Source organism: Kribbella sp. NBC_01245 (genome assembly GCF_036226525.1).
Lineage (GTDB): Bacteria > Actinomycetota > Actinomycetes > Propionibacteriales > Kribbellaceae > Kribbella.
Map to the genome: position 1 here is coordinate 7,230,732 of NZ_CP108487.1, position 17,670 is coordinate 7,248,401.

A 17,670-nucleotide genomic window follows, 5' to 3' on the forward strand; every position below is an offset into this window, starting at 1 on the left:
ACCACTATGACCTTCCGCCGCGGTCTCGCTGCCGTCGCCGTTCTGTCGCTCACAGCCCTGACTGGTTGTGCCGAGGAGACGCCGGCCACCAAGGACGACGGCACCGGCCCGGTCGCGGTCAAGGCCAGCGACACCGAGTGCGGGCTGAGCCGCTCCACCGTGAAGGCCGGTACGAGCACGTTCTCGGTCAGCAACGGCGGCAGCAAGGTGACCGAGTTCTACGTGTACGCCGAGGGCGACCGGGTGATGGGCGAGGTCGAGAACATCGGGCCCGGCCTGAAGCGCGACCTGATCGTCGAGCTGCCCAGCGGCAAGTACCAGACCGCCTGCAAGCCCGGCATGATCGGCGACGGCATCCGCGGCGACCTGGTCGTCGAGGGTGACGCCGCCCCGCAGATCGACACCGACACCGCGCTTAAGCAGGCCACCGAGAGCTACCAGCGGTACGTGAACTCGCAGTCGATCGCGCTGGAGGAGAAGACGACCGAGTTCGTCAACGCGGTCAAGGCCGGTGACGTGGCGAAGTCGAAGGAACTGTTCCCGGTCTCGCGGACCTATTGGGAGCGGATCGAGCCGGTGGCCGAGTCGTTCGGTGACCTCGACCCGAAGATCGACGCCCGCGAGAACGACGTCGAGCCCGGTACCGAGTGGACCGGCTGGCACCGGATCGAGAAGTCGCTGTGGGTCTCCAACACCACCAAGGGCATGGAGAAGTACGCCGACCAGCTGCTGGTGGACGTGAAGACCGTTGTCGCCGAGGCGAAGAAGGTCAAGCTGAACCCGCTGCAGCTCGCCAACGGCGCGAAGGAGCTGCTGGACGAGGTCGCGACCGGCAAGATCACCGGCGAGGAGGACCGCTACTCGCACACCGACCTGTGGGACTTCCAGGCCAACGTCGAGGGTTCGCAGGCCGCGATCCAGGCGCTGCGCCCGGCCCTGCAGGAGCGTGACCCGGCGCTGGTGAAGACGCTCGATGCCCAGTTCAAGGCGGTCGACGCGGCGCTGCAGAAGTTCCGCACCGCCGACGGCTTCAAGCCCTACCTGCCCACCGACGCCGAGCGTAAGGAGCTCGGTACCGTGATCGACGCGCTGGCCGAACCGGTCAGCAAGGTCGCCGCGGTGATCGCGAAGAAATGACCGTCTCCCGACGCGGTCTGATCGGCGCGGCAGGCGCCGCCGTTGTCGCGGGTGCGGCGGGTTACGCCGCGCATGCGGCCACCAGCGATGAGGCATCGGCGGCCGGCGTCGACAACGCGGCACCGGTCGACTTCCACGGTGACCACCAGGCCGGCATCCTCACCCCGGCGCAGGACCGGTTGCACTTCGCCACGTTCGATCTGACCTCGACGAAGCGCGACGACCTGATCAAGCTGCTGAAGACCTGGACCGCGGCCGCCGCGCAGATGACGGCCGGTCACGACATCGGCGAGTACGGCGCGGTGTCCGGGCCTGGCGTGGCGCCGCCCGAGGACACCGGTGAGGCGGTCGGGCTGCCGCCGTCGCGTCTGACCATCACGATCGGGTTCGGGCCGTCGCTGTTCGACAAGCGCTTCGGCCTGGCCGGGCTTCGGCCCTCGGCGCTGGTCGATCTGCCGCACTTCATCGGCGACAACCTCGATCCCCGGCGCAGTGGCGGCGACATCGCCGTCCAGGCCTGCTCGGACGACCCGCAAGTCGCCGTACACGCGATCCGCAACCTGGCCCGGCTCGCGTTCGGCACGGCCGCCGTGCGCTGGTCCCAGCTCGGCTTCGGCCGTACGTCGTCCACCTCCCGCGCCCAGGCCACGCCACGCAACCTGTTCGGCTTCAAGGATGGGACGAACAACCTCAAGCTCGAGGACACCGCCAAACTCGACCAGCAGCTCTGGGTCCAGCCGAACGACGGGCCCGACTGGATGCTCGGCGGGTCGTACCTGGTGGCCCGGCGGATCCGGATGACGATCGAGACCTGGGATCGGACCTCGCTGGACGAGCAGGAGGCCATCGTCGGACGGGCGAAGGGCTCGGGCGCGCCGCTGGGTAAGGCCGAGGAGTTCGACGAACTGGACTTCGGCCTCAAGAACGAGGCGGGCGAGCTGCGGATCGGCGAGGTGGCGCACGTACGGCTGGCGCATCCCTCCAAGAACAACGGGGCCGAACTGCTTCGCCGGGGCTACAACTTCGTCGACGGCTCGGACGGTCTCGGGCGGCTCGACGCGGGGCTGTTCTTCCTGGCGTACCAGCGGGATCCGCGGAAGCAGTTCATCCCGATTCAGCGTCAGTTGGCTCGCGACGACGTCATGAACGAGTACATCCGCCACGTCGGTTCCGGCATCTACGCGTGCCCGGGCGGCGTACAGCAGGGTGGCTTCTGGGGAGAGCGACTCTTTTCCTGACCTAGTGCCTCGTGGTCCTGATTCCTTTGCACTGGCGGCGCCCAGGCGGGCACCTCGCGGCGTTGGAGAAGCGTCCACGATGCTCCGCATCGAGGACGCTCCTCCGCCTTGCGATGCACCCACCTGGACACCGCCAGCACTAAAGGAATGAGGACCACGAGGCACTAGGCTTCACCCCATGAAGCTCGGGGCAGTTACAGGAATCGCCATTGTCACCGCCGCAGCCCTCGCCGGTTGTGGTGGTACGCCGTCAATCTCGCAGGACGCATTGCAGAACAGCGTCTCCAGCTCGCTGGAGAAGTCGGTCGGCACGAAGCCGGAGAAGATCGAGTGCCCGGGCAAGCTGATCGCCAAGGTCAACGAGGCCACCCGCTGCGTGCTGTCGCACAAGGGCAAGAAGTACGGCGTCGCCGTCCGGATCAAGTCGGTCAAGGGCACCAACGCGAAGTTCGACATCAAGGTCGACGACAAGCCGATGTCCTCCTGATCACATCGGCCGGGCCGGTGCGGGGATGCCCGCCGCGGCCCGGCTACTGTGAGGCGGTGGACCCCCGCACCCGGCGACTCGTCACCTCGGCCGTACTGGCGCTACTCGTTGCCATCGTCATCGTTGCCGCGTTGACCAGGTAGTTCGCTGTTGGCCGCACGGATTGTCGGAGCGGCCCGGTAACCTCCCGGCATGACCACCTCCGCCGGTCGATCGCCGTACCTGCTGCGCGCCGGTCTGGTGCGCGATGTCCGAACCGCCGCGCACCTGACCACCTTCGTCGTGGCAGCGGTCTCGACTGTGCTGATCACCCGGTTGTTCCTGCGGTTGAGCGGTTATCCACAGATCGGTACCGAGGGCGGTCTGCACATCGCCCACATGCTGCCCGGCGGTCTGCTGATGCTGGCCGCGATCACCCTGCTGCTCGCGTTCATCGGCCCGGTGGTGCGACCCGCGGCGGCCCTGATCGGCGGGATCGGCTTCGGCCTGTTCATCGACGAGGTGGGCAAGTTCGTCACCTCCGACAACGACTACTTCTACCGACCGGCCGCCGCGATCATGTACGTCGTCTTCGTGCTGCTGGTGCTCGCGGTTCAGTTCGTGCGGCGAAGACCGTTCGACCCGCGCGAGCATCTCGCCAACGCGGTCGACCACGCCGTCGAAGGGGTCGCGGGCGGGCTGTCCCGGCAACGGCTGGCCGCGGCCTCGGCACAACTCCGGCTGGCCGACGACGCACCCGGCCGGGCCGAGGTCCGTGCGCTGCTCGCCGCGTGTAGACGCGATGACGTTGAGCTCGCCGCGCCGCTGGATGCCGTCCTGGTCCCGCTCAAACGTGCCTTCGGCCGCCTTGCCACACATCCGGCCGCACCACGCGTGGCGGTCGTCGTACTGGTCATCCAGGCCCTCGGCGCGCCCGTTTTCGCGGTGTTGTTCAGCCCGGAGCACCATTTGAACGAGGCGCCGGTCATCGGTGTGGCCGCGGGGAGTCTGCTGTCGGCCGTCTTCACCTTGCGCGGCGCCTTGCGGATGCGGGTCGACCGGCTGCGGGCTGTTCGGCTCTTCGAGGTCTCAGTGCTGATCTCGCTGCTGGTCACGCAGGTCTTCCAGTTCGCGGGGACCCAGTTCTCCGCGGTCGGCGGCATCGTTCTCGACCTGATCCTGCTCGGCCTGCTGGGGGCCGAGCAGGTTCGCATCGAGGAGCAACGCGTCCTGGCGCTACCGCCCGCCCCAGTCGCGCCGAGTTCCGATCAGCGTGGGGCTGGTGGTGGCGACGAGATAGGCGATACCGGCGACGAGTAGGGCGGGCGCGAGGCCGATTGAGGCGATCGCGGCACCGGCCAGTACGCCGCCGAGCGGCATCCCGGCCCAGCCGAGCGACTCGGCCAGCGAGCCGACTCGGCCGAGCAGGTGTCGAGGCACTCGCTCGATGAACAGCGCGCCGAGGATCGGGTTGATGAACCCCACGCCGAACCCGCCGATCAGGCAGACCCCGACGACGACCCACAGCGGGCTGTCCACGGCCATCACCACGAATCGTGGAATGCCGCCGAGCATGAAGCCGAGCGTGAACACGAGCCGACGGGGGACCCGGTCACCCATGGCGGCCGCGAGCAGGGCACCGATGGTCGCGGTGATACCGAACACGGACATCAGCAGGCCGATCTCCGCCGGACCGTACCCCTGGCTGCGAATCCAGACCGGCACCAGCACCGCGTTGTACGCGATGTCGAGCAGGTTCGTCACCGTGATCATCAGGATCAACGCCATCAGGAACTTGTCCTTGCGGAGGAAGTCCCAGCCCGACCGCAGCCTGCGCAGGTAGCTCACGCCCGCCTCGTCGTCCGGCTCATCCTCGGTAGCAGCCTTCTTGCGTGGCGCCCAGATACCGATCAGGAGGGCGCACACAGCGAACGAGGCCGCGTCCACGAGCAGCGCTTGTGCCGTACCTATTGAGGCGATCAGTACGCCGGCGATGGCAGGCGCGATGAATCCGGCAGTGCGATCGGTGGTGCTCTCCAGGCCGGTCACGCGCTCGATCGGGACTCGTGCCGCCTCGGCGATATCCGGGACCATTACGCCTTTGGCCGCGTCGCCCGGACCGCGGAAGACCCCGGCGATCGCGACCAGTGCCAGCAATAGCGGGAACGAGAGGCGGTCCAGCAGTTGCAGGATCGGGATCAGCGCGACCACTACGGCACTCGCGCTGTCCGCGATCATGCTCACGCGGCGCGGCCCGACTCGGTCGATGAGCGGACCGCCTAGGGCCTTGCTCAGTACCAGTGGGGTCATCTCGAAGACGACCACCAGCCCCATCTTGGCCGCCGATCCGGTCGTCACGAGCACCAGCCAGGGGATCGCGATCGCGCTCACCCTGGTGCCGGAGATGGAGACGACGTTCGCGATCAGGAACGCGATCAGCGGTACGCGGTTGGGCGGACCGCCTGGCTGTTCGGTGGGTGGTCGCGGGGTGGCTGGTTGTGGGGTGGTTGATCGCGCGGCGGGCGGGGATTCGGCGGTCGTCATTCGGCTGTCCTCTGGAAGCCCTGGATCTGCACCGAGACCTTCTTCTGGCCTTCCGCCAGCGGCTGGGTGAGATCGGTCCGGTACTTGTCCAGCACCACCAGGATTTCGTCGAACATCCGCTTGGCCTGGTCGCTGGTGAGGTGAAACGCGAAATCCGACAACATTCCCACGTCGCGCCATTCGGCATCGAGGGTCGGGATCTCGTCGATCGCGCGAAACATGTTCTCGGCGTAGATCTGTGCGTTCGAGTGCAGATAAGCCAGCGCGAGCTCAGGATCGCTGTCGAGCAAGGCGTTCTCGTCGAAGTAGGTGCCGCGGTGCGCCGCCTTCCACCAGCGATCCCGAGCGTTGCCGCGCTCTTCGTCGTCCACCACCAGCCCCGCCTCGGCCAACTGCCGGAGGTGGTAACTAGTGGCTCCGGTATTGACCCCGAGCCGACTCGCCAGCGTGGTCGCCGTCTGCGGTCCATGCGCTCGCAACAGCCCCAGCAACTTGTTCCGCATCGGATGCGCCAACGCCCGCAACAACCGGCTGTCCAACGACACATCCAGCACGGGATCCGGATGCCAGGAATGCTCAGCCGGCGCATCCTCAACGACCTGCGCCGCGTCGCTCCCGGCGGTCGCCGTGTCGCTCCCGGCCGTCGCCGTGTCGCCCCCGGCGGTCGCTGCGGCCTGGTCGTCGGGAGTCTTCGGAGTCTGCTCTGGGAGGTGGTCGCGGTCGCTCATGAGTCGACCATAGATCACACAATCTCTTTGCAAAAGCCCTTTGCAAAGAGATTGTGCAGTTTTTTCGAGCTTGCTGGCCGAGTTGTCCACAAGTTCGGAAGTAAGTGCGGAAACGGGCTTGGATCGCGGCATCTTCCCTGCCGAGAGGCTGATGTGGCCGCCGAGATGGTGGTCAGCGGTCCGAAGGAGAGAGGAGCCAGAGATGGTGCGGGTGTTGCTCGAGGAAGCCGACTATTGCGACGTCGCGGCGGACCTGCTGACGTTCGTCGAGGGTGCGGTCGTGTTCTGGAAGGACGGCGAAGAGGTCGCCCGGCAACGACAGAACCGGATCCGCGGTCTGGAGATGCTGACCTCACCCGGCAGACGCGTCGGCGAGGCACGCAAAACCTTCCCGAATGCCTACAAGCCCTGGACCACCGAACAAGAGGAAGAGCTCACCGAAGCCTTCAAGTCCGGCGGCACCATGGCAGACCTGACCAACCTCCTAGGCCGACAACCAGGCGGCATCGAAATGCGCCTAAGACACCTAGGCCTACTAACCGACACCGAACACCTCGCCTAAACCCACCACACGACCCCGGGAGGCGCCGGCCTATGCCTACGGGGAGGCGTTCGCCTAGGACTCCTCGTCGATTGGTCTCATTTGGTGGGCCGCATCTCGCCAAGTTCGACTCGTCATCCGACGGGATCACCTTTGAACCGGCGGCCCACGAAATGTGACCAATCGTCGAGAGTCCGGTTCGACTCGCGCGCTAGCCCACGATTTCCTCGTCAGGCCGCAGGGTGGCCCGCAGCCACACGGCACGTCTGGTCTATCGGGCGCGGACAACAGGGTGCTCGGACGGCTGCTCGGAAGGTGGCAAGGAGTCGGCCAAAGCCTCGATTGGGAGGCCCAAGGAGGCGCCTGAGAGGGCTGATTTGGGCGTCCCGGGAGGTGGTTGCAGGGTCAGGTATTGGGTCTCCGGAGAGGTGGTCGCGGCGCGGTTCGGGCGAGACCGTTTTGTGATGGTGTGGTGCGGTCGGTCAGAATGGCGCGGTGCAGTCTGACCTCGAGCCGCCGACTACGGGCTCCGAGCCTCGCGACGAGGTTCGGGCCGCGCTGCTCGACGAGTCGGCGCTGGTCCGTGCGCTCGGGTCTGGACGGCGTCGCGGCGCGGAGCCTCCGGCGTTCCACCGGGTCGAGTTGCGGTACGTCGATCTCAAGGCTGGGCGGCACCTGCAGCTCACGCAGTACGACGAGCGGCAGGCGCATACCAGCAACGCGGCGGTCGGTGCCGAGGCGGCGAAGCTCGTGGACGAACTACTCGACGAGCCGTACGGCAACTGGCATGTCGAGACCACCGCGGAGACCCTCCAGTTCCGGTACACCAAGAAGGGCCGCCCGCTGCTGCACCGCCAGCAGGACCGGCACGAGCAGGTGACCGGGCACGACCGGCCCAAGGAGCGGTTGCTCGATCCAGCCGCGCCCTTCCTGATCGAGCTCGGCATCAGCGACCACCACGGCCGGGTCAAACCGTCGCGGCAGTCCAAGTACAAGCAGATCGAAGAGTTCTGCAAACTGCTCGCTCCCGCCCTGGACGAGGCAGTCGCCGCCGGCCGCATCACCGCCGTCCGAACCACCTCGACCAGCACCGCGTCGGGCCACACCGCGTCGGGTGACGCCGGGTCGGACCAGGCCGCGTCGGACCACGCCGCGTCGGGTGACGCCGCGTCGGGTGGTGATGGCGGGGAGCGTGTGGGGGTGCGGCCGTTGCATGTGGTGGATTTGGGGTGTGGGAATGCGTATCTGACGTTGGCGGCGTATCACCTGTTGAGTGCGCGCGGGTATGACGTGCGCGTGACGGGGATCGACCACAATCCGAAGGCGCGGGTTCGGAACAGCCGGATCGTGGCGGATTTGGGCTGGCAGGAGCAGCTGCGGTTCGTTGACGGCACGATCGCCGAGGCGGAGCTGGACTCGCCCGCGGACGTGGTGCTCGCGCTGCACGCGTGTGACACCGCGACCGATGACGCGTTGGCTCGGGCGGTCGGCTGGGAGGCGCCGCTCGTGCTCGCCGCACCGTGTTGCCATCACGATATTCAGAAGCAGCTCAAGGCGGGCGAACCACCGGCCCCGTACTCTCTGTTGACGAGGTATGGCATCGTTCGAGAACGGTTCGCTGATCTTCTCACCGATACGTTGAGAGCGGCCGTGCTGCGACAGGTCGGGTATCGCGTGGAGGTGGTGCAGTTCGTGGACAGTGAACATACGCCCCGCAATCTGCTGCTGCGTGCCGCCCGGACGGGTGCCGCGCCGGACGAGGGCACTCAAGCCGAGTACGCCGAACTGATCCGCGAATGGCAGGTCCAGCCGCGCCTCGCCGACCTGGTCCTCCGGCCCGGGGCAGACTCTTGACCGCGCTCGGCCGCGTGCTGGCCGGTTCCGCCGCGACGCTGCTGGCGCTCGCGGCCGCCGCCGCTCCAGCTGCCGCAACGCCGACCGCGGATGAGCCGCCGGCGCCGAAGAAGTTGTTCACGATCCGGGATGACCGGATCACGGAGTCGTCGGGGCTGGCGAAGAGCGTCAAGTTCCCCGGGATCTGGTGGACGACGAACGACTCGAACGACTCGGCGCGGGTTTTCGGCGTCGACAAGAACGGCGAGGTTCGGGCCGTGCTGACGTTCGGGGCCGAGGTGCGGGACGTCGAGGCGCTGGCGATCAGTAAGGACGGCCGGATCTACGTCGGGGATATCGGCGACAACGAGGGCGTGCGGGACCAGATCCACGTCTACTCGATGGCCGAGCCGGAGAAGCTCGAGAACCAGCAGGTCAAGTTCCGGCAGTACGACTTCGAGTATCCCGACGGCGCGCACAACGCCGAGACGTTGATGATCCATCCGCGCAACGACCGGTTGTACATCGTCACCAAGGAGCAGAAGAAGGGCGGGCTGTACGCCGCTCCCGAGGTCGCTTCCCGCGAGGGCGTGAACAAGCTCAAGCGCGTCGGCGATATGCCCGCCCTCGCCACCGACGGGACGTTCATGCCGGACGCGCTGCGGATCGTCGTGCGAAGCTATCTCTCGATGACCGCGATGACCTGGTCCTCCCCTAAGGCGTACGCCACGGTGCAACTGCCGATCGCGCAAGGCGAATCCATCGCGGTCGGGCCGACCGACAACACGGTCGTGGCCGGCAGCGAAGGGTCGAACTCGGCCGTTTACCAGGTTCAGGTGCCACCACGGAAGGCGGCGGTCCCGCCCAAGGCGACGACCAAACCGGCCGATACCGGGGCCGGCGATGCCACCTCGAAGTCCGGCGGAACGTTGCGGTGGATCCTGGCCGGCGCCGGGGTGTTCGCGCTGATCGTGGCGCTGGTGACGTTCCCGACCGGCCGGCGCGAGCGGCAGGACGCGCTGATCGAGCAGCAGCGCCTGGACAAGCTACGCGATCGCGACCAGCGCGACCGCTACAGTCGGGTCGGCGAGACGGGCGAACACGCCGCCTACACCGATGCGGCATACGCCAGCGCAGGCTACGACGAGACCGCCTACGCGCCGAACGGCTACGAGCAAAACGGTTACGACCAAAACGGGTACGACCAGGGCGGCTACGACCAGAACGGTCACGGGCAAACCCACGGCGCCCACGGGCAAGGCGGCTACCCCCAGCACCAGCAGCACCAGGGTGGGCACCAGCAGGGCGGGTTCGATCGCAGTCGGTTCCAGCCGGTCGGGGACTATCACAACCCCGACCGGCAGGATCCGTATCAGGCCAGGCGCTCGACCGTGTAGTCGATCGCCTGGGTGAGCTTCTCCACGTCATCCGGGTCGACCGCCGGGAACATCGCCACCCGGAGCTGGTTGCGGCCGAGCTTGCGGTACGGCTCGGTGTCGACGATGCCGTTGGCGCGCAGCACCGTCGCGACGGCGGCCGCGTCGATCGAGTCGTCCAGGTCGATCGTGCCGATCACCAGCGAGCGGGCGTCCGCGTCCTCGACGTACGGCGTCGCGTAGCTGGACTTCTCGGCCCAGGTGTAGAGCCGGTTGCTGGAGTCGGTGGTGCGCTGTACGGCCCACTCGAGCCCGCCGTTGGCGTTCAGCCAGTCGGTCTGCTCCGCCATCAGGAACAGCGTCGACAGCGACGGGGTGTTGTAGGTCTGGTTCTTGCCGGAGTTGTCGATCGCCGTGGCCAGGTCCAGGAACGCCGGGATCCAGCGGCCGGAGGCGGTGATCTCCTCGACCCGGGCCAGCGCGGCCGGGGACATGATCGCGATCCACAGACCGCCGTCCGAGGCGAAGCACTTCTGCGGCGCGAAGTAGTACACGTCGGTCTCGGTGATGTCGACCGGCAGACCGCCGGCGCCCGAGGTGGCGTCGATCGCGACCAGCGCGCCCTCATCGGCACCCTCGACCCGCTTGATCGGGGCCATCACGCCGGTGGAGGTCTCGTTGTGCGGCCACGCGTACAGGTCGACGCCCGCCTCAGCGACGGCGACCGGACGGGTGCCGGGCTCGGCCTTGATCACGCTCGGGTCGGCCAGGTGCGGCGCCTGCTGCGCGGCCTTCGCGAACTTGGACGAGAACTCGCCGAAGCTCAGGTGCTGGCTCTTCTCCCGGATCAGCGCGAACGTCGCGACGTCCCAGAACGCGGTCGAGCCGCCGTTGCCGAGCACGACCTGGTAGCCCTCGGGCAGGTTGAACAGGTCCGAAACGCCCTGGCGAACGCGGCCGACCAGGTTCTTCACCGGGGCCTGGCGGTGTGAGGTGCCGAGCAGCTTGATGCCCTCGGTGGCGAGGGCCTGAACGGCCTCCGGGCGGACCTTGGACGGTCCGGCGCCGAAACGGCCGTCGGCGGGCTTGAGCTCTTCGGGGATTACAACGTCGCTGGTCACCAGCGGTGCTCCTTCGTCGTCTGGCTTGATACTTGCTCTGCCGACGACGCTGTCAGCTACCAGCAGTGTTCCATATCCGGCTCGCCGGGTTACCTACGGGTCTCACTCGTGTTTCCGGCTGACGGTGTGCATGCCGGTCATGGCCGCCACTGGACCGTCTGGCGTCTCTACCCACTCACCGCAGGCTCCACCGCCCTCAGCCACCGCTAGCTCCAGTGGGCTGCCGTCCATTCGCAGTGCGGGGTGGTAGTACTCGGCGACCTGCTCGGCCGCGCCCTCGATGTAGTGCCCGATCAGTGCTCGCCGGAACCGGTCAGACGTCACATTGGGCGCACTGCCGTGCACGAGTGCTCCGTGGAAGAACAAGACATCCCCGGGCTCCATAACCACCGGTACGGCGTCCCGGACGTCCCCGGCGTCAGGTAGCGGCACTGTCACGTCGGTGAAGCTCACGGACGTATCGGCCTTCTCCGTGCACAGGATCGGCCAGCGATGGCTGCCGGGGACTACGGACAGACAGCCGTTCGACTCGTCGACCGGGTCGAGCGCCATCCACGCCGCCACACACGTGCCCGGCTCGGCCTTCAGGTAGAAGTTGTCCTGGTGCAGGGCCTGTCCCCGCGACCCCGGCGGCTTGAAGTAGAGCATCGTCTGCACGGCGTACGGCGCGCGCCCGAGCATTTCGGTCAGCACCCGCTCGAGTCGATCGTCGATCAGCCATTGCAGGGAGAGCTCGTCCCACCGGTGCATCTGCGCCATCCGCGGATACCGCCGCAGGGGATCGCGGCTGCCCGCCTGGACGCCCACCGCGTCACCGTCGTACGACCCGCGCCGGCGCAGCACCATGTAGTGCTCCCGCAGCCGCTCGACCTCGTCGGTGCCGAACAGCCCGCGGGCCACCGTGTACCCCTGCTGCTCGAATTCGTCCTTGAACGAAGCGCTCATTCGTACCATCCCTGCTCGATAGGTCGTTACTCTTAGCTTGAACGCCGCAAGTCATAGTCGCGACGGAGAATCGACGCGAGGAGTTGCACTTTTGACGCGCACGACGCTCAGCGACGGACCGCCGTTGACCCTTGAGCTGCACAGCCCGCCGACCTTCTGGCGCTGTGAGCCGAGTTGGTACTGGCAGACCCGGCCGCTGCGGGATCACCTGCTCTGGTGCGTCCTCGACGGCCGAGGTCACCTGAGGCTGGACGGCCGGGAGCAGGAGTTGGGCCCGGGCATTTGCGCGGTCTTTGGCCCGGGCGACGAACCAACGGCCGGGCACGACCCGAAGAGGCGCCTCCTGGTCTTCGGCATGCACTTCAACGTCACAAGCGCCACAACCACCAGCAGCGCCACCGGCACCACTGGTGCTCAGGTCGACGTACTGCCGGAGCAGCGCTGGTGCGACGTACCGGATCGGCTGTTGCTAGGGGAGTTGGCCCGCGGCGCGGATACGGCCTACCGGCGAGGTGGTCGCGCTGGTAGACGCCAGGCCGAGTTGTACCTGGAACAACTGCTCTACCTGATCTGGGACGCCTCCACCCGGCCCAACCACCGCAAGGACGCAGCGCTGGAAGAGATCGCCCAGGTGATGAGGCAAGACCCCAGCCGCCAGTGGACCGTGACGGAGCTTGCAGCGCGTGCTGCGTTGTCCCGGGCTCAGTTCACGCGCAGGTTCACCAAGCAGTTCGGCGCCTCGCCCGCGCAGTACGTCATCCAGGCCCGAGTGGACCGGGCACACCAGCTCCTGACCGAGACGAGCATGTCCGTGACCCAAGTGGCGGCAGCCCTCGGCTACACCGACGTGCCCTACTTCAGCCGCCAGTACAAACAACGAACCGGCCGAACCCCACGCCAAGACGCCTGAAAAGACCTAAGCCTCAGCGCGCCAGCGGTCCAGTACAGCGTCGAGGGCCGGCCGGATTTGGTCGCGAGCGGTCTGGCGAGCGATGCCGGACATCAGCAGGAGGTCGTAGTCGGTGTCGAGGTGCCTGGCCGATGCCACCACCGCCAGCGTGACCGCATTCTCGTCGAGCGCGCGACCGGCCGCGCTCCGCCCAACGCGCCCGCTGCCCCTCGTCCCGGCATGCTCCGCGATCTCCTTCGCGCGATCCGACGGGCAGCTCGGGAACAACCGCAGGATCGCGGCCGCCATCCGCTGCTGGAAGTCGGCGTCTTCGTCGACCCGCCGCAGGGCCGCGCGTTCACGTTGCCGAGCCCGTACGTCGGCATCGGCGAGGCATTGCTCCTCGGCTGACTGCAGCGCCGCCTCTTCGACCAGCACGCCTTGCCGCTCGTACCGCTTCCGCGACCGGCTCCACTGGAGGACGATCGCGGACAGCGAACTCTCCTTGCGCGCCCGCCGGGTCAGCGCCGTATCGCCGCGAGGCAGGAACACCAGATGGCCGAGATCGGCGCACGCCAGGCAATGCGGGGCCTCATCCTCCAACCGCAGCAGATCGCTCTCGGTGTCACCGCAATCCGCACAGGTGAAGGGCTTCAGCGGTGCGATGACAACGAGGTCGTCGGACTTGCCGGTCGGCATGAGAGGTCAGCGGTTGAGCCAGGAGGGGTTCCAGCCCTCGATGTCGGTGGCGGGGCGGGTCGCCGGGCCGGAGTAGATGGCGGAGGGGCGGATCAGTCGGCCGGTGCGCTTCTGCTCCAGGATGTGCGCGCTCCAGCCCGCGGTGCGCGCACAGGTGAACATCGAGGTGAACATCGGCGGCGGGACCTCCGCGAAGTCCAGCACGATCGCCGCCCAGAACTCGACGTTCGTCTCCAGCACCCGGTCCGGACGACGCTCGCGCAGCTCGGCGAGAGCCGCCTTCTCCAGCGCCTCGGCCACCTCGTACCGCGGGGCGTCGAGCTCCTGCGCGGTCCGGCGCAGCACCCGGGCGCGCGGGTCCTCGGCCCGGTAGACGCGGTGCCCGAAGCCCATCAGGCGATCACCGGAGTCGAGCAGTCCCTTCACGTACGCGCGGGCGTCGCCGCCACGCTCGACGTCCTCGATCATCGTCAGCACTCGCGCGGGCGCACCGCCGTGCAGCGGGCCCGACATCGCGCCGACCGCGCCCGAGAGTGCGGCCGGTACGTCGGCGCCGGTCGACGCGATCACCCTTGCGGTGAAGGTGGAAGCGTTCATGCCGTGCTCGGCGGCAGACGTCCAGTAGGCGTCGACAGCCTTCACGTGCTTGGGGTCCGGCTCACCACGCCAGCGGATCATGAACCGCTCGGTGATGGTCTGAGCCTTGTCCACCTCACGCTGCGGAACCATCGGCTGACCAGTTCCACGAGCGGCCTGGGCGACGTACGACAACGCCATCACGGCCGCGCGCGACAAGTCGTCCCGCGCCTGCACGTCGTCGATGTCGTACAGCGGGCGTAGACCCCAGGCCGGTGCCAGCATCGCCAGTGCGGACTGCACGTCGACCCGGACATCACCAGAGTGCACGGGCAACGGGAACGGCTCCGCGGGTGGTAGACCCGGCGTGAAAGCTCCATCCACCAAGAGGCCCCAGACGTTCTCGAAGGGGACTCTGCCGACTAGATCCTCGATGTCGACACCGCGATAGCGCAGTGCCGATCCCTCCTTGTCCGGCTCGGCGATCTGGGTGTCGAAGGCAACCACACCTTCGAGGCCATGCTGGACGGTGACCGGCTCTGACATTCGCCCGCGACTCCCTTGTCTGTATCGGCTGCCCACGCAGCATAGGCCCACCACCTGCCAGACGGACACCTCTGTGTGTTGCGGGTTACAGGACTGTGTGAAGCGTGTTACCCACGTCATCCCTTTTGACCACTCGCGGACAAAAGGGAGTCTAGGCTCGCCTTGTGGAGCTAGAAGAGATGCGGGAGACCTACGGCCTCGGCGAGCTGCGTGAGGATCAGGTGCACCCCGATCCGATCGTGCAGTTCCAGCGGTGGCTGGAGAACGCCGTTGCGTTCGGGGTGGCCGAGCCCAACGCGATGGTGCTGGCGACGGCGGATCAAACCGGCCGTCCGTCCGCGAGAACCGTTCTGCTGAAGGGGATCGACGAGCGCGGTTTCGTCTTCTACACCAACCAGCAGTCCCGCAAGGGTGACGAGCTCGCGGCCAATCCACTGTGTGCACTGGTATTTCCCTGGCACGTGATGGAACGCCAGGTCCGCGTGGAAGGCACAGCCTCGAAGTTGCCGCAGGACGAGGTCGACGCCTACTTCGCCAGTCGCCCGCGTGGTTCCCAGCTCGGCGCCTGGGCTTCGCAACAGTCGCAGCCGGTCGAATCCCGCGAGGAGCTCGACCTGCAATACGCGTCGTACGAGCGGCAATGGCCCGACGGCACCGAGATCGCCACGCCGTACTTCTGGGGCGGTTACCGGATCAAGCCCGACTTCATCGAGTTCTGGCAGGGCCGGACGGGCCGCCTGCACGACCGGTTGGCGTACCGGCGTACAGGCGACTCCTGGCAACTGCAGCGGCTCCAGCCCTAGACGTTGACGGGCTCACGCTCATCGGACGAAGGGCGTGGGGCTTCGACCTCGCGGAAGCCGTTGCGCTGCCACCAACGGGTGAGTGCGGGCGGAGCCCACCAGTTGGCCTTGCCGAGCAGGCGCATCGTGGCCGGGACCAGCAGGGCGCGAACGACCGTGGCGTCGAGGGTGATCGCGATCACCAGGCCGATACCGATCATCTTCACGAACACGATGCCCGAGGTGGAGAACGCGCCCACCACGATCACCAGCAGCAGGGCCGCACTGGTGATGATGCCGCCCGTGCGCTGCAGTCCGAGCGCGACCGCCTTCGTGTTGTCACCGGTACGGTCGTACTCCTCACGAATCCGGCTGAGCAGGAACACCTCGTAGTCCATCGAGAGCCCGAAGAGTACGGCGAACAGCAGCACTGGGTTGGTCGCGTCGAGGAAACCCGCCGGGGTGAAGTCGAGCAGACCCGACAGATGCCCGTCCTGGAAGATCCAGACCATCGCGCCGAACGACGCCGCCAGCGACAACACGTTCATCAGCAACGCCTTCGCCGGCAGTACCAGCGAGCCAAAGGCCAGGAACAACAGCAGGAACGTGATGACGATGATCAGACCGATCATCCACGGCGCACGCTCGCCCATGACGTCCAGCAGATCCAGTAGCGCCGCAGTCTCGCCTCCAACCTGCACAGACGTCCCTGCCGGCGGTACGACGCCACGGACCGCCTTGACCACATCACGCGCTGGCAGCTCCTGCGCGGTGTAGGAGGTGTGTACGACAACAGAGGCAACGCCATCCTTGTACCCGTCGACACGAACCGCATCTACGTCCCTAAGCGCCTGCAAGTTCTTGAGGTACGGCGCGAGGCTCTGCTGCGCCTCACGATCGCCAAGCGATGCGTCAAACCGAACCGCCGCCAAGACGTTCGAACCACCAGCACCGGCGAAATCGCTCTGCAGGATCTCCGTGACGGTACGGCTCTCCGAACCCACGGGGAGTGCCCGGTGGTCGACACCGCCGAGTTCGGCCCGCAGGAAGGGGATACCGAGGACCAGTACGAGCGGCACCAGCACTACGACGTACCGGATGGGCCGACGCATCACGCTCTGCGCCAGTCGGTACCACGCCCCGTGCTGGCCCTCGCGCGGCTTGGAGCGGCCAAGGCCGGGGATGCGCAGCTTGTTCACCCGATGTCCCAGCACGGCCAACAGCGCGGGCAGAGCGGTCAAGGCCGCCACCATCGCGACAACCACCGCAGCGGCACCGCCGTACGCCATGGACTTCAGGAACATCACCGGGAACAACACCAGGCTAGTGATGGCCACACCCACAGTGATGCCGGAGAAGGCGACAGTCCGACCGGCGGTCGCCATGGTCGTCACCAGGGCCTTCTCGACGTCATCGCCTTGCGCGAGCTGCTCACGGAATCGCGTCACGATGAACAGCGCGTAGTCGATCGCCAGGCCGAAACCGATCATCGTCACGATGTTGATCGAGAACACGGACACATCGGTGAACGTGGTGAGCGCCCGCAGCACGACGAACGCGCCGAGGATGGCGAGTCCGCCCACGAACAACGGCAGACTCGCCGCGACCAGTCCGCCGAACACGATCACCAGCAAGACCAGCACGATCGGCAGCGAGATGGTCTCGGCCTGGACGATGTCGTGCTCGGTTTGGACGTTCACCTCTTCGAAGACGGCCATTTCGCCACCGAGCTTCACGTCGAGCCCGGCGGGCGTACGGCCGAGCGCGTCCTGGATCCGGTGGTAGGTAGCCAGCCGCTCCTCGGGATCGGCGCCGGCCAGCGTCAGTACGGCATACGTGCTGTGTTGGTCGTTCGAGACGCACGCGGGCGCCTTCGTCGACCAGTAGGTGGCAGTCCGAACGACCTCGCCGTCTGGCAAACCGGCCAGGTGCGAGTCGACCGCCTGTTTAAATTCCGGGTCTGCCACAGTCGCCGCATCACTGCGATAGAGCACGATGACGTCCGAGCCATCCCGCCCGACGGTCTGCTCGAGCGTGCGCACGGCCTTGGCGGCCTCGCTGTTCGGCGCCTCGAATCCGCCGTTCGCGAGCGAGCCGAACACGCCCGTGCCCCAGACGGCCGCCCCGATGACGAACAGGCCGGTCAGGACGAGGAAGGCGCGGCGCCGCCGGTAAGCGAGCCGACCGAGTGTTTCGAACACGGAACCCCTCCGAAGGGCGTACATTGAACAGTGGTCGCGGTAGTGAAC

16 protein-coding genes are annotated in these 17,670 nt (G+C 67.2%); 9 read left to right on the forward strand and 7 right to left on the reverse strand.

Features of this window, described 5'->3' with window-relative positions:
• Window positions 1-6 precede the first annotated feature (6 nt).
• The 4 genes from efeO to OG394_RS33145 all read left to right on the forward strand — a co-directional run bounded on the left by efeO (window position 7) and on the right by OG394_RS33145 (window position 4,161).
• Window positions 7-1,137 carry an iron uptake system protein EfeO gene (gene efeO / locus OG394_RS33130; protein WP_328991110.1) on the forward strand — a complete coding sequence of 377 codons (1,131 nt, stop codon included), beginning with the start codon at window positions 7-9 and terminating at the stop codon, window positions 1,135-1,137.
• A complete protein-coding gene (efeB, locus tag OG394_RS33135) occupies window positions 1,134-2,375 on the forward strand; it encodes an iron uptake transporter deferrochelatase/peroxidase subunit (protein ID WP_328991111.1) in 1,242 nt (413 codons plus the stop codon). The genes efeO and efeB overlap by 4 nt, the downstream gene beginning before the upstream one ends.
• Before the next feature lie 178 nt (window positions 2,376-2,553).
• Window positions 2,554-2,862, forward strand: a complete 309-nt coding sequence (locus tag OG394_RS33140) for a DUF4333 domain-containing protein (RefSeq protein ID WP_328991112.1) — start codon at window positions 2,554-2,556, stop codon at window positions 2,860-2,862.
• 192 nt (window positions 2,863-3,054) lie between these two features.
• Window positions 3,055-4,161 (forward strand): hypothetical protein, encoded by a 1,107-nt coding sequence (locus tag OG394_RS33145; RefSeq protein ID WP_328991113.1) that lies wholly within the window; start codon window positions 3,055-3,057, stop codon window positions 4,159-4,161.
• Here the strand turns inward: OG394_RS33145 and OG394_RS33150 are convergent.
• Both OG394_RS33150 and OG394_RS33155 read right to left on the reverse strand, forming a co-directional pair.
• Window positions 4,078-5,385: an MFS transporter gene (locus OG394_RS33150; RefSeq protein ID WP_328991114.1), complete on the reverse strand. Its 1,308-nt coding sequence runs from the start codon at window positions 5,383-5,385 to the stop codon at window positions 4,078-4,080. The two genes, OG394_RS33145 and OG394_RS33150, sit on opposite strands and share 84 nt — an antisense overlap.
• Complete coding sequence (locus OG394_RS33155; protein WP_328991115.1) at window positions 5,382-6,113, reverse strand: ArsR/SmtB family transcription factor; 732 nt, start codon at window positions 6,111-6,113, stop codon at window positions 5,382-5,384. The genes OG394_RS33150 and OG394_RS33155 overlap by 4 nt, the downstream gene beginning before the upstream one ends.
• Window positions 6,114-6,315: 202 nt before the next feature.
• Here OG394_RS33155 and OG394_RS33160 point away from each other — a divergent pair, with 202 nt between their 5' ends.
• The 3 genes from OG394_RS33160 to OG394_RS33170 all read left to right on the forward strand — a co-directional run bounded on the left by OG394_RS33160 (window position 6,316) and on the right by OG394_RS33170 (window position 9,884).
• Window positions 6,316-6,675 carry a hypothetical protein gene (locus OG394_RS33160; RefSeq protein WP_328991116.1) on the forward strand — a complete coding sequence of 120 codons (360 nt, stop codon included), beginning with the start codon at window positions 6,316-6,318 and terminating at the stop codon, window positions 6,673-6,675.
• A 474-nt stretch (window positions 6,676-7,149) separates the two neighbouring features.
• Window positions 7,150-8,508, forward strand: coding sequence for a class I SAM-dependent methyltransferase (locus OG394_RS33165; RefSeq protein WP_328991117.1), 1,359 nt, complete (start codon window positions 7,150-7,152; stop codon window positions 8,506-8,508).
• Entirely contained in the window at window positions 8,505-9,884 is a 1,380-nt protein-coding gene (locus tag OG394_RS33170; protein ID WP_328991118.1) for a hypothetical protein, read from the forward strand. Before OG394_RS33165 ends, OG394_RS33170 begins: the two co-directional genes overlap by 4 nt.
• On the opposite strand, the gene serC is transcribed toward OG394_RS33170, so the two are convergent.
• Both serC and OG394_RS33180 read right to left on the reverse strand, forming a co-directional pair.
• Window positions 9,860-10,984 (reverse strand): phosphoserine transaminase, encoded by a 1,125-nt coding sequence (serC, locus tag OG394_RS33175; RefSeq protein WP_442914244.1) that lies wholly within the window; start codon window positions 10,982-10,984, stop codon window positions 9,860-9,862. The genes OG394_RS33170 and serC overlap by 25 nt on opposite strands.
• 102 nt (window positions 10,985-11,086) lie before the next feature.
• Window positions 11,087-11,929 (reverse strand): phytanoyl-CoA dioxygenase family protein, encoded by an 843-nt coding sequence (locus tag OG394_RS33180; protein ID WP_328991119.1) that lies wholly within the window; start codon window positions 11,927-11,929, stop codon window positions 11,087-11,089.
• A 91-nt stretch (window positions 11,930-12,020) separates the two neighbouring features.
• Between OG394_RS33180 and OG394_RS33185 the strand changes: the two genes are divergently transcribed.
• Window positions 12,021-12,839 (forward strand): AraC family transcriptional regulator, encoded by an 819-nt coding sequence (locus OG394_RS33185; protein WP_328991120.1) that lies wholly within the window; start codon window positions 12,021-12,023, stop codon window positions 12,837-12,839.
• 6 nt (window positions 12,840-12,845) lie between these two features.
• On the opposite strand, the gene OG394_RS33190 is transcribed toward OG394_RS33185, so the two are convergent.
• Entirely contained in the window at window positions 12,846-13,517 is a 672-nt protein-coding gene (locus tag OG394_RS33190; protein ID WP_328991121.1) for a DUF2293 domain-containing protein, read from the reverse strand.
• Window positions 13,518-13,523: 6 nt separating this feature from the next.
• Entirely contained in the window at window positions 13,524-14,639 is a 1,116-nt protein-coding gene (locus OG394_RS33195; RefSeq protein WP_328991122.1) for a citrate synthase 2, read from the reverse strand.
• Window positions 14,640-14,803: 164 nt separating this feature from the next.
• Between OG394_RS33195 and pdxH the strand changes: the two genes are divergently transcribed.
• Window positions 14,804-15,442: a pyridoxamine 5'-phosphate oxidase gene (pdxH, locus tag OG394_RS33200; RefSeq protein WP_328991123.1), complete on the forward strand. Its 639-nt coding sequence runs from the start codon at window positions 14,804-14,806 to the stop codon at window positions 15,440-15,442.
• Here pdxH and OG394_RS33205 read toward each other — a convergent pair.
• Window positions 15,439-17,622, reverse strand: coding sequence for an MMPL family transporter (locus tag OG394_RS33205; RefSeq protein ID WP_328991124.1), 2,184 nt, complete (start codon window positions 17,620-17,622; stop codon window positions 15,439-15,441). The two genes, pdxH and OG394_RS33205, sit on opposite strands and share 4 nt — an antisense overlap.
• Window positions 17,623-17,670 lie beyond the last annotated feature (48 nt).